The organism is Citrobacter sp. Cpo090, from assembly GCF_030332665.1.
GTDB classification, from domain to species: domain Bacteria; phylum Pseudomonadota; class Gammaproteobacteria; order Enterobacterales; family Enterobacteriaceae; genus Citrobacter; species Citrobacter portucalensis.
This window is the reverse complement of record NZ_JAOWHK010000031.1, coordinates 114863-127354: the sequence shown is the minus strand read 5'-3', so window position 1 is coordinate 127354 and position 12492 is coordinate 114863. Positions and strand designations below refer to the sequence as shown.

At 52.5% G+C, this 12492-nt stretch carries 12 protein-coding genes; 9 read left to right on the top strand and 3 right to left on the bottom strand.

All coding sequences use genetic code 11. The features are described from left to right. The first annotated feature begins 7 nt into the window (after nt 1-7). The 9 genes from murC (at nt 8) to mutT (ending at nt 10724) form a co-directional block, all read left to right on the top strand. Nucleotides 8-1483: a UDP-N-acetylmuramate--L-alanine ligase gene (gene murC, locus OGY83_RS15585; protein WP_003018763.1), complete on the top strand. Its 1476-nt coding sequence runs from the start codon at nt 8-10 to the stop codon at nt 1481-1483. Next, nucleotides 1476-2396 (top strand): D-alanine--D-alanine ligase, encoded by a 921-nt coding sequence (locus tag OGY83_RS15580; protein ID WP_191227770.1) that lies wholly within the window; start codon nt 1476-1478, stop codon nt 2394-2396. The genes murC and OGY83_RS15580 overlap by 8 nt, the downstream gene beginning before the upstream one ends. 1 nt (nt 2397) lies before the next feature. Then, entirely contained in the window at nt 2398-3231 is an 834-nt protein-coding gene (gene ftsQ / locus OGY83_RS15575; protein ID WP_003018758.1) for a cell division protein FtsQ, read from the top strand. Further along, on the top strand, nt 3228-4490 hold the full coding sequence (ftsA, locus tag OGY83_RS15570; RefSeq protein WP_003018755.1) for a cell division protein FtsA: 1263 nt from the start codon (nt 3228-3230) through the stop codon (nt 4488-4490). Before ftsQ ends, ftsA begins: the two co-directional genes overlap by 4 nt. A gap of 62 nt (nt 4491-4552) precedes the next feature. Then, the gene (gene ftsZ / locus OGY83_RS15565; RefSeq protein WP_003018753.1) at nt 4553-5704 is read left to right on the top strand and encodes a cell division protein FtsZ; all 1152 of its coding nucleotides are present in this window, start codon (nt 4553-4555) and stop codon (nt 5702-5704) included. Nucleotides 5705-5804: 100 nt separating this feature from the next. Beyond that, a complete protein-coding gene (lpxC, locus tag OGY83_RS15560) occupies nt 5805-6722 on the top strand; it encodes a UDP-3-O-acyl-N-acetylglucosamine deacetylase (protein ID WP_006686706.1) in 918 nt (305 codons plus the stop codon). Nucleotides 6723-7005: 283 nt separating this feature from the next. Next, nucleotides 7006-7512 carry a secA translation cis-regulator SecM gene (gene secM / locus OGY83_RS15555; protein WP_003829520.1) on the top strand — a complete coding sequence of 169 codons (507 nt, stop codon included), beginning with the start codon at nt 7006-7008 and terminating at the stop codon, nt 7510-7512. A 60-nt stretch (nt 7513-7572) separates the two neighbouring features. Further along, nucleotides 7573-10278, top strand: a complete 2706-nt coding sequence (gene secA / locus OGY83_RS15550; protein ID WP_123268708.1) for a preprotein translocase subunit SecA — start codon at nt 7573-7575, stop codon at nt 10276-10278. Nucleotides 10279-10334: 56 nt separating this feature from the next. Then, a complete protein-coding gene (gene mutT, locus OGY83_RS15545; RefSeq protein WP_079937081.1) occupies nt 10335-10724 on the top strand; it encodes an 8-oxo-dGTP diphosphatase MutT in 390 nt (129 codons plus the stop codon). An 87-nt stretch (nt 10725-10811) separates the two neighbouring features. Here the strand turns inward: mutT and yacG are convergent, their stop codons facing one another. The 3 genes from yacG to coaE are packed head-to-tail and all read right to left on the bottom strand — an operon-like array spanning nt 10812 to nt 12379. Next, nucleotides 10812-11006, bottom strand: coding sequence for a DNA gyrase inhibitor YacG (gene yacG / locus OGY83_RS15540; protein WP_003018740.1), 195 nt, complete (start codon nt 11004-11006; stop codon nt 10812-10814). Between the two features lie 9 nt (nt 11007-11015). Continuing rightward, entirely contained in the window at nt 11016-11759 is a 744-nt protein-coding gene (gene zapD, locus OGY83_RS15535; protein WP_191234184.1) for a cell division protein ZapD, read from the bottom strand. Further along, nucleotides 11759-12379, bottom strand: a complete 621-nt coding sequence (gene coaE / locus OGY83_RS15530) for a dephospho-CoA kinase (protein WP_123268710.1) — start codon at nt 12377-12379, stop codon at nt 11759-11761. Before coaE ends, zapD begins: the two co-directional genes overlap by 1 nt. Between the last annotated feature and the right edge of the window lie 113 nt (nt 12380-12492).

Genomic DNA, 12492 nt, shown 5'->3' with positions numbered 1-12492 from the left:
CTAAAGAATGAATACACAACAACTGGCAAAACTGCGTTCCATCGTGCCCGAAATGCGTCGCGTTCGGCACATTCACTTTGTCGGCATCGGTGGTGCTGGTATGGGCGGTATTGCCGAAGTTTTGGCCAACGAAGGTTATCAAATCAGCGGTTCTGACTTAGCGCCGAACCCGGTGACGCAGCAGTTGACGAATCTGGGCGCCACAATTTTCTTCAACCATCGCCCGGAAAACGTACGTGATGCGAGTGTGGTGGTGGTATCCAGCGCCATTTCTGCGGATAACCCGGAAATTGTTGCGGCTCATGAAGCGCGTATTCCGGTTATCCGTCGTGCTGAAATGCTGGCGGAGTTAATGCGTTTTCGTCACGGTATCGCCATTGCCGGGACGCACGGTAAAACCACGACCACGGCGATGGTCTCCAGTATCTACGCGGAAGCAGGGCTGGATCCGACATTTGTCAACGGCGGTTTGGTGAAGGCCGCAGGCGTCCATGCGCGTCTGGGTCATAGCCGTTATTTAATTGCTGAGGCGGATGAGAGCGATGCGTCGTTCCTACATTTGCAGCCGATGGTCGCGATTGTTACCAATATCGAAGCCGATCATATGGATACCTACCATGGCGACTTCGAAAATTTAAAGCAGACGTTTATTAATTTCCTGCATAACTTGCCGTTTTATGGTCGTGCGGTGATGTGCGTTGACGATCCGGTGATCCGCGAGTTGTTGCCGCGAGTCGGTCGTCAAACCACAACCTATGGTTTTAGCGATGATGCTGATGTGCGCGTCGAAGATTATCAGCAGATTGGTCCACAAGGGCACTTCACGCTGCTGCGTCAGGGGATGGCCGATTTACGCGTGACGTTGAACGCACCGGGCCGCCACAATGCGCTGAACGCCGCGGCGGCGGTGGCAGTGGCAACAGAAGAAGGAATTGAAGACGATGCAATTCTGCGCGCGCTGGAAAGTTTCCAGGGCACCGGACGCCGTTTTGACTTCCTCGGTGAATTCCCGCTTGAGCCGGTAAACGGTAAAGCCGGGACGGCGATGCTGGTGGATGATTATGGCCATCACCCAACGGAAGTAGATGCCACGATTAAAGCTGCACGCGCGGGCTGGCCGGACAAAAATCTGGTGATGCTGTTCCAGCCGCACCGCTTTACGCGTACACGCGATCTGTATGACGACTTTGCTAATGTGCTGACTCAGGTCGATGCGCTGTTGATGCTGGATGTATACGCCGCGGGTGAAGCCGCGATTCCGGGGGCCGACAGCCGTTCGCTGTGCCGTACGATCCGTGGTCGCGGTAAGATCGACCCGATTCTGGTATCCGATCCGGCTCAGGTGGCAGACATGCTGGCGCCGGTATTAACCGGCAACGATCTGATTTTGGTGCAGGGCGCTGGAAATATCGGCAAAATCGCGCGTTCCTTAGCTGAAATCAAACTGAAGCCGCAAAACCCGGAGGAAGAACAACATGGCTGATAAAATCGCGGTCCTGTTAGGGGGAACCTCCGCAGAGCGTGAAGTTTCGCTGAATTCCGGCGCGGCCGTACTGGCAGGTCTACGCGAAGGTGGTGTGGATGCCCATCCAATTGACCCAAAAGAGGTTGATGTCACGCTTTTGAAATCGATGGGTTTTCAAAAGGTGTTTATTGCGCTGCACGGTCGTGGTGGTGAAGACGGCACGTTGCAGGGCATGCTGGAGCTGATTGGTCTGCCGTACACCGGTAGTGGCGTCATGGCTTCTGCGATTTCGATGGACAAACTGCGCAGCAAACTGTTGTGGCAGGGGGCGGGTTTACCGGTCGCGCCCTGGGTCGCGCTGACCCGCGCTGAGTTCGAAAAAGGTCTTAGCGATGAAACAGTTACGGAAATTTCTGCGTTAGGTTTGCCGCTGATTGTGAAGCCAAGCCGTGAAGGCTCAAGCGTAGGGATGTCAAAAGTTGAAGAAGAAAATGCTTTGCAGGGTGCATTAGCATTGGCTTTTCAGCATGATGAAGAAGTACTGATCGAAAAATGGCTCAGTGGCCCGGAATTTACAGTTGCGATACTTGGTGAAGAAATTTTACCGTCAATACGTATCCAACCCGCGGGAACCTTCTATGATTATGAGGCGAAGTATCTCTCTGATGAGACACAATATTTCTGCCCAGCCGGTCTGGAAGTCGAACAAGAGGCCTGTTTACAGGAATTAGTTCTGAAAGCGTGGACCACATTGGGCTGTAAAGGTTGGGGTCGCATTGACGTCATGCTGGACAGCGATGGCCAGTTTTATCTGCTGGAAGCGAATACCTCTCCGGGTATGACCAGCCACAGTCTGGTGCCGATGGCGGCGCGTCAGGCGGGCCTGAGCTTCTCGCAGTTGGTGGTAAGAATTCTGGAGTTGGCGGACTGATATGTCGCAGGCTGCGCTGAACACGCGAAACGGTGATGAAGAAGAAGTAAACTCCTCACGCCGCAATAATGGAACGCGTCTTGCAGGAATATTGTTCCTGCTGACAGTGCTGTGCACCGTGTTTGTCAGCGGCTGGGTAGTGTTGGGATGGATGGAAGATGCGCAACGTTTGCCTTTATCGAAACTGGTGTTAACCGGCGAACGGCATTACACGCGCAATGACGATATTCGTCAGTCCATTCTGGCGCTGGGCGCTCCGGGAACCTTTATGACTCAGGATGTGAACATCATTCAGAGTCAAATTGAACGCCTCCCCTGGATTAAACAGGCGAGCGTCAGAAAGCAATGGCCCGATGAATTGAAGATTCATCTGGTTGAATATGTGCCCATTGCGCGTTGGAATGACCAACATATGGTGGATGCTGAAGGAAATACGTTCAGTGTTCCAACCGGTCGGGCCAATAAGCAGGTATTACCCATGTTGTATGGACCGGAAGGCAGCGCAAGTGAAGTGTTGCAAGGGTTCCGCGATATGGGGCAGGTGCTGGCTAAGGATAGATTCACCCTGAAGGAAGCGGCGATGACCGCTCGTCGTTCCTGGCAGTTGACGCTGAATAACGATATTAAGCTCAATCTGGGCAGGGGCGATACGATAAAACGTTTGGCTCGCTTTGTGGAACTCTACCCGGTTTTACAGCAGCAGGCGCAAACCGATGGCAAACGGATTAGCTACGTTGATTTGCGTTATGACTCAGGAGCGGCAGTAGGCTGGGTTCCCTTGCCTCCTGAGGAATCTAATCAGCAACAGAATCAGGCACAGGCAGAACAACAATGATCAAGGCGACGGACAGAAAACTGGTAGTTGGACTGGAGATTGGCACCGCGAAGGTAGCCGCTTTAGTAGGGGAAGTTCTGCCCGACGGTATGGTCAATATCATTGGCGTGGGCAGTTGCCCATCGCGAGGTATGGATAAAGGCGGGGTGAATGACCTTGAGTCAGTGGTGAAGTGCGTACAGCGCGCCATTGATCAGGCCGAACTGATGGCAGATTGCCAGATTTCCTCGGTGTATCTGGCACTTTCCGGTAAACATATTAGCTGTCAAAATGAAATTGGTATGGTGCCCATTTCCGAAGAGGAAGTGACGCAGGAAGATGTGGAAAACGTAGTACATACGGCAAAATCCGTACGAGTTCGCGATGAACATCGTGTTCTGCACGTTATTCCGCAGGAATACGCCATTGACTACCAGGAAGGCATTAAAAATCCGGTAGGTCTTTCCGGTGTACGCATGCAGGCAAAAGTCCACCTTATTACCTGCCACAACGACATGGCGAAGAATATTGTCAAAGCCGTTGAACGTTGTGGTCTGAAAGTTGACCAACTGATTTTTGCCGGGTTGGCAGCCAGTTATTCCGTGTTGACGGAAGATGAACGTGAACTGGGTGTCTGCGTGGTGGATATTGGTGGTGGTACAATGGACATCGCCGTTTATACTGGCGGGGCGTTGCGCCACACTAAAGTGATCCCTTATGCAGGGAATGTAGTGACCAGCGATATCGCGTATGCCTTTGGTACGCCGCCGAGCGATGCTGAGGCCATCAAAGTGCGTCATGGTTGCGCACTGGGTTCCATCGTGGGTAAAGACGAGAGCGTTGAAGTGCCAAGCGTGGGTGGTCGTCCACCGCGTAGCCTGCAACGTCAGACTTTGGCAGAGGTCATTGAGCCGCGTTATACCGAGCTGCTCAACCTGGTCAACGAAGAAATTTTGCAATTACAAGAACAGCTTCGCCAGCAGGGTGTGAAACATCATCTGGCGGCGGGGATTGTGTTAACCGGTGGCGCTGCGCAAATTGAAGGTCTTGCGGCCTGCGCACAGCGCGTGTTCCATACGCAAGTACGTATTGGCGCGCCGCTGAATATCACTGGTCTGACGGATTATGCCCAGGAGCCGTATTATTCAACGGCAGTGGGGCTGCTTCACTACGGGAAAGAATCCCATTTGAGTGGTGAGGCTGAAGTTGAAAAACGCGTAACGGCATCAGTTGGCTCGTGGATCAAACGACTCAATAGCTGGCTGCGAAAAGAGTTTTAATTTTTAAAGAGACCAACGCACATTAACGGTCTCAGGCGACAGGCACAACGGAGAGAGAAACTATGTTTGAACCTATGGAACTTACCAATGACGCGGTGATTAAAGTCATCGGCGTCGGCGGCGGCGGCGGTAATGCCGTTGAACACATGGTGCGCGAGCGCATCGAAGGTGTTGAATTCTTCGCGGTGAATACCGACGCTCAGGCGTTGCGTAAAACGGCGGTTGGACAGACCATTCAGATTGGTAGCGGCATCACCAAAGGTCTGGGCGCGGGTGCGAACCCGGAAGTCGGCCGTAATGCGGCAGACGAAGATCGTGAAGCTCTGCGTGCAGCGCTTGACGGGGCAGACATGGTGTTTATCGCAGCTGGCATGGGCGGCGGTACCGGTACCGGTGCAGCGCCAGTGGTTGCTGAAGTCGCAAAAGATTTAGGTATTCTGACCGTTGCTGTCGTGACTAAGCCTTTCAACTTTGAAGGCAAGAAGCGTATGGCATTCGCGGAGCAGGGTATCACCGAGCTGTCCAAACATGTGGACTCTCTGATTACTATTCCGAACGACAAACTGCTGAAAGTACTGGGTCGCGGTATCTCCCTGCTGGATGCGTTTGGCGCAGCGAACGACGTGCTGAAAGGCGCAGTCCAGGGTATCGCTGAACTGATTACTCGTCCGGGCCTGATGAACGTCGACTTTGCAGACGTGCGCACCGTGATGTCCGAAATGGGCTACGCGATGATGGGTTCAGGCGTGGCAAGCGGTGAAGACCGTGCGGAAGAAGCGGCTGAAATGGCTATCTCTTCTCCGCTGCTGGAAGACATCGATCTGTCTGGTGCGCGCGGCGTGCTGGTCAACATTACTGCGGGCTTCGACCTGCGTCTGGATGAGTTCGAAACCGTCGGTAACACGATTCGTGCCTTTGCATCGGATAATGCGACCGTGGTTATCGGTACCTCTCTGGACCCGGATATGAACGACGAACTGCGCGTGACCGTTGTTGCGACTGGAATTGGTATGGACAAACGTCCTGAAATCACTCTGGTGACCAACAAGCAGGTACAGCAGCCGGTAATGGATCGTTACCAGCAGCACGGCATGGCGCCGTTGACGCAAGAGCAGAAACCGGTAGCGAAAGTGGTTAACGACAATACGCCGCAAACCACCAAAGAGCCGGATTACCTGGATATCCCAGCATTCCTGCGTAAGCAAGCTGATTAAGAATTAGCTGGAATTTGGGAATTGTGGCTCTTTGTGCTAAACTGGCCCACCGAATGTATAGTACACTTCGGTTGGATAGGTAATTTGGCGAGATTATACGATGATCAAACAAAGGACTCTTAAACGTATCGTTCAGGCGACTGGCGTCGGTTTGCATACCGGCAAAAAAGTCACCCTGACATTACGCCCTGCGCCGGCCAACACCGGGGTCATCTATCGTCGCACCGACTTGAATCCTCCGGTAGATTTCCCGGCCGATGCCAAATCTGTGCGTGATACCATGCTCTGTACGTGTCTGGTCAATGAGCATGATGTACGGATTTCAACCGTAGAGCACCTTAATGCTGCTCTGGCGGGCTTAGGTATCGATAACATCGTTATTGAAGTTAACGCACCGGAAATCCCGATCATGGATGGCAGTGCCGCTCCGTTCGTTTACCTGCTGCTTGATGCAGGTATTGAAGAACTGAGCAGCGCCAAAAAATTTGTTCGCATCAAAGAGACCGTTCGTGTCGAAGATGGCGATAAGTGGGCTGAATTTAAGCCGTATAATGGTTTTACGTTGGATTTCACCATCGACTTTAACCATCCGGCGATAGACTCCAGCACGCAGCGCTACGCGATGAACTTCTCTGCGGATGCGTTCATGCGCCAGATCAGCCGTGCGCGTACTTTCGGCTTCATGCGTGATATCGAATATCTGCAGTCCCGCGGCCTGTGCCTGGGCGGCAGCTTCGATTGTGCCATCGTTGTTGACGATTATCGCGTATTGAACGAAGACGGCCTGCGTTTTGAAGATGAATTCGTTCGTCACAAAATGCTCGACGCGATCGGTGACTTGTTCATGTGTGGTCACAACATTATTGGTGCATTTACCGCGTATAAATCCGGTCATGCATTGAATAACAAACTGTTGCAGGCGGTCCTGGCAAAACAGGAAGCCTGGGAATATGTGACCTTCCAGGACGATGCAGAACTGCCGTTGGCGTTCAAAGCACCTTCGACCGTACTGGCATAACGACATACGTTGTCGCATAAATTCGACTGGTAAATCTGGCACTCTCTCCGGCCAGGTGAACCAGTCGTTTTTTTATCTTCCGAATGCAAAACACCTTATCTGAAGCGACTTTTTCCCCACAGGTAGATTAAAATACCGTTCGATCGCTGCTTTCTTAAGCATATTTACCCGCGACTTGCTGTCATTACTGCTGTGGTGCGAACGCATTAATGGTAAGATTTGTGCGCAAAAAATGGTTTTGCATTTGTAACCCCAAACGCAGGGTATATCAGGTGGCAATAACGTGAGTGGAATACTGACGCGCTGGCGACAGTTAGGCAGACGGTACTTCTGGCCGCATCTCCTGTTGGGGATGGTCGCGGCTAGTTTTGGCCTGCCCGCGCTCGGTAATGCTGCTGAACCTAATACCCCCGCGAAGGCGACCGCCAGCAATCACGATCAAGGCGCTAAAGTTAACTTTAGCCAGCTTGCTTTGCTGGAAGCGACCAATCGCCGCCCAAATTTTACCGTCGATTACTGGCATCAACATGCCATTCGTACGGTTATCCGCCATCTTTCTTTTGCCATGGCGCCTCAGGCGTTGCCTGTTGCCGAAGAGCCATTGCCAATCCAGGCGCACCATCTTGCGTTACTGAATACGCTCAGCGCGATGCTGACGCAAGAAGGCACTCCGCCCGCGACGGTGAGTCGCGTAACATACGCCCACTTTACCTCTCAGGCCGCGTTTAGCGTTCCGGTCTGGATCAGCCAGCTGCAGGGTATCCGCGCTGGTCCTCAACGCCTCAGCTAAAAAAGAACCTCCCAACTTATAATTTTTGACTCCGCATCGCGGGGCGTTTGAGATTTTATTATGCTAATCAAATTATTAACGAAAGTATTCGGTAGCCGTAACGAGCGTACGCTGCGTCGTATGCGTAAAGTGGTCAATGTTATCAACGCGATGGAACCGGAGATGGAAAAACTCTCCGATGATGAACTGAAAGCGAAGACCGCTGAATTCCGCGCCCGTCTGGAAAAAGGTGCCAGCGTTGAGAGCCTGATCCCGGAAGCGTTCGCTGTGGTCCGCGAAGCGAGTAAGCGCGTGTTCGGCATGCGTCATTTCGACGTTCAGCTGCTGGGCGGTATGGTGCTTAACGATCGCTGCATCGCGGAAATGCGTACTGGTGAAGGTAAAACCCTTACCGCGACGCTGCCAGCTTACCTGAACGCATTAAGCGGGAAGGGCGTACACGTAGTTACCGTGAACGACTACCTGGCTCAGCGTGACGCCGAAAATAACCGCCCGCTGTTTGAATTCCTCGGCATGACCGTTGGTATCAACATGTCTGGCCTGCCAGCACCAGCTAAGCGTGAAGCCTACAACGCCGATATTACTTACGGTACCAACAACGAATACGGCTTTGACTACCTGCGTGACAACATGGCGTTTAGTCCGGAAGAGCGTGTTCAACGTAAACTGCACTATGCGCTGGTCGATGAAGTCGACTCCATTCTGATCGATGAAGCGCGTACGCCGCTGATCATTTCCGGCCCGGCTGAAGACAGCTCGGAAATGTACAAAAAAGTGAACAAAATCATCCCGCACCTGATCCGTCAGGAGAAGGAAGACTCCGACACGTTCCAGGGCGAGGGCCACTTCTCCGTTGATGAGAAAGCGCGCCAGGTTAACCTGACCGAGCGTGGTCTGGTACTGATTGAAGAGCTGCTGGTTAAAGAAGGCATTATGGATGAGGGCGAGTCGCTGTACTCTCCGGGCAACATTATGCTGATGCACCACGTGACTGCCGCACTGCGTGCGCACGTGCTGTTTACCCGCGACGTCGACTACATCGTGAAAGACGGTGAAGTTATCATCGTCGATGAACACACCGGTCGTACCATGCAGGGGCGTCGCTGGTCCGATGGTCTGCACCAGGCTGTTGAAGCTAAAGAAGGCGTAGAGATCCAGAACGAGAACCAGACGCTGGCATCTATTACCTTCCAGAACTACTTCCGTTTGTACGAAAAACTGGCCGGTATGACCGGTACAGCCGACACTGAAGCGTTTGAATTTAGCTCCATCTACAAACTGGATACCGTAGTTGTTCCGACCAACCGTCCGATGATCCGTAAGGATTTACCGGATCTGGTGTACATGACTGAAGCGGAAAAAATTCAGGCGATCATTGAAGATATTAAAGAGCGTACCGCAAATGGCCAGCCGGTACTGGTAGGTACTATCTCCATTGAAAAATCGGAAGTGGTATCTAACGAGCTGAGCAAAGCGGGTATCAAACACAACGTTCTGAACGCCAAGTTCCACGCCAACGAAGCTGCAATCGTCGCCCAAGCGGGTTATCCGTCAGCTGTGACTATCGCAACTAACATGGCTGGTCGTGGTACCGATATCGTGTTGGGCGGTAGCTGGCAGGCGGAAGTCGCCGAGCTGGAAAACCCAACTCCGGAACAAATCGCGCAGATCAAAGCCGAGTGGCAGGTTCGCCATGACGCGGTATTAGCTGCCGGTGGTTTGCATATTATCGGTACCGAGCGTCACGAATCTCGTCGTATCGATAACCAGCTGCGTGGTCGTTCGGGTCGTCAGGGGGATGCGGGTTCTTCTCGTTTCTATCTGTCGATGGAAGATGCGCTGATGCGTATTTTTGCCTCTGATCGTGTGTCAGGCATGATGCGTAAACTGGGTATGAAGCCTGGTGAAGCCATTGAACACCCGTGGGTGACCAAAGCGATTGCTAACGCGCAGCGTAAAGTGGAAAGCCGCAACTTCGATATTCGTAAGCAGTTGCTGGAATATGATGACGTTGCCAACGACCAGCGTCGTGCTATCTACACCCAGCGTAACGAACTGCTGGACGTAACTGACGTTAGCGAAACCATCAACAGCATCCGTGAAGATGTCTTCAAAGCAACCATTGATGCCTATATCCCACCGCAATCTCTGGAAGAAATGTGGGATATCCCGGGTCTGCAGGAACGTCTGAAAAACGACTTCGATCTTGAGATGCCAATTTCAGAGTGGCTGGATAAAGAGCCTGAGCTGCACGAAGAAACGCTGCGTGAACGTATCCTGGCAAACGCCATCGAAGTTTATCAGCGTAAAGAAGAAGTTGTGGGCGCGGAGATGATGCGTCACTTCGAAAAAGGCGTGATGCTGCAAACTCTCGACTCCCTGTGGAAAGAGCACCTTGCTGCAATGGACTATCTGCGTCAGGGTATCCACCTGCGTGGTTATGCGCAAAAAGATCCGAAGCAGGAATACAAGCGTGAATCCTTCTCTATGTTTGCATCAATGCTGGAATCACTGAAGTACGAAGTGATCAGCACCCTGAGCAAAGTTCAGGTGCGTATGCCTGAAGAAGTCGAAGCCATGGAGCAGCAGCGTCGTGAAGAAGCTGAGCGCTTAGCGCAGATGCAGCAGTTGAGCCATAAAGGCGACGATTCTGCCGCGGCAGAAGAGCTGGCAGCACAAACCGGCGATCGTAAAGTGGGTCGTAACGATCCGTGCCCTTGCGGCTCTGGCAAAAAATACAAACAGTGCCATGGCCGTCTGAGCTAAGAAAATAACTTACTGAAAAGGCGCAGAATTCTGCGCCTTTTTTATGGACGATCAAGATGAAAATACTGCAAATCGCCGTCGGGATTATTCGTAATCAGCGACATGAAATTTTTATCACCCAGCGTGCGGCTGATGCCCACATGGCCAATAAGCTGGAGTTCCCCGGCGGGAAAATTGAAGCGGGCGAAACGCCGGAGCAGGCGCTGATTCGCGAGCTACAGGAAGAAGTAGGGATCACGCCTACTCAAAGCGCATTGTTCGAAAAGCTGGAGTATCAGTTTCCGGACAGGCATATCACTCTGTGGTTCTGGCTGGTTGAAAGCTGGGAAGGCGAGCCGTGGGGAAAAGAGGGGCAACCGGCGCAGTGGATTGCGCAAGATGCTCTGAATGCGCAGGATTTCCCGCCCGCGAATGCACCGGTCATTGAAAAGCTGATTGCTGGCTAATGGTGCTGTAGGCCGGATAAGGCAACGCCGCATCCGGCAAATTATTGCGGGGGCGCAACGCTTATCCAACCTCCCGTTTTAGCAGAATTACTTCTGCTCTTCACTCCAGTCGTCGCTTTCCGACAGATCACCAGAGCTTGGGATGCGTTTCTCTTCTGCGGCCCACTCTCCCAGATCGATTAACTGGCAGCGCTTGCTGCAGAATGGACGAAATGGACTGACTTCAGCCCATACAACAGGCTTGCCACAGGTTGGGCAGTTGACGATGGTTTGTTCAGACATGTTGACTCCTTAACAGCACGCCAGTTCAAAATCGAGGCGCTCAGGCACCTGACCATTCTCGCTATCCAGCGGCATAAAGCGGATGGCAAAACGGCTCTTATGACCAGAAATTTGCGGATAAAGCTGCGAATCAAGCGGCAGGTGCAAGCGCAGCAGATCTGCATCTTCGCCGTTGTCCTGATAAAAACCATTCAGGCTGGTCTGCTTACGAAACGGCGCTGAGTTGCGAATTAAATCCAGTACCAGGGACAGCGCCTGATTGAGCGGATTCAGGCTGGCAAGCCAGGTTTCAACCTGCGCGTCACGATGCGACTGTGCCAGGTGTAACCAGATATGCAGAGTCGGCAGATCGAAACTGCAGCACCCGCCAGGAATACTTAAACGCTGACGTACGAGACCAATCAGACGATCTTCGCGCAGCGTCTGTCCAATACGCGGGGCAGAAATCAGAATGCTGCCTGCACTTTTTAACTGCTGACGTAATGCCTCGATCCGGCTTTGATCGACGCCGGGAACTTCGACCCAGGCCTGGAGTTTACGTTGCTGTCGCTCCAGTTCTTTGAGGAGTTCGGTACGGACTTCACCGCGTTCAAATACATCCAGTAAATCTCCGATATTGCGGAAAAAATGCAGTGCGCCGGCATGGTCAGCAATGGGCAAATTAACGGAGAGCTGTTGGATTAAAAACTCAATGCGCAGCCATGTACGCATCTTCTCATTGAGAGGGTGTTCAAAAAGGACCTGGGTGTGCATTACGGTTTTTCCTGTGAGACAAACTGCGACGCGCATTGCAAATAGAGCGCGTGCAGGCGGGCGACATCCGAGGCGATGGCCTCCGGTGCGCCATTATTATCAATAACATCGTCTGCCACGGCCAGACGCGCTTCACGCGTTGCCTGGGCAGCAAGAATTTGTTCAACATGCTCACGCGTGACGTCATCACGCTGCATGGTGCGTCTGAGCTGGGTTTCGGGGGTGACATCCACCACGAGTACGCGGTCGGCTTTTTTATACAGCGAATTTTCCACCAGCAAAGGGACAACCCACAGCAGGTAAGGGGAGGTTGCTTGCTGAAACTGGCGCTGCGTTTCCTGCTGAATAAGCGGATGAAGCAGGGTATTTAGCCAGTTTTTCTCCTCAGGATTGGAAAAAATGCGTTCGCGTAAAATGCGCCGCTGCAACGATCCGTCGGCGGCGATAACCTCGGAACCAAAATGATCTTCGATCGCCTTAAGAGCAGGTGTGCCGGGTTCAACCACCTGGCGCGCAATAATATCTGCATCAATGACGTTTATTCCGAGGTCAGCGAACGCATTTGCAACGGTGCTTTTACCACTGCCGATGCCGCCGGTTAAGGCTACCGTATACCTCATAGATGCCGATCCTGGAGTTTAAGTTTGATTATCAAACAGTTAAAAGTTATGCGTGCGAAGGCGAGGCTGCTGTAGGATTAACCTACTATTCGCCAGGTAAATTTATGGGATTG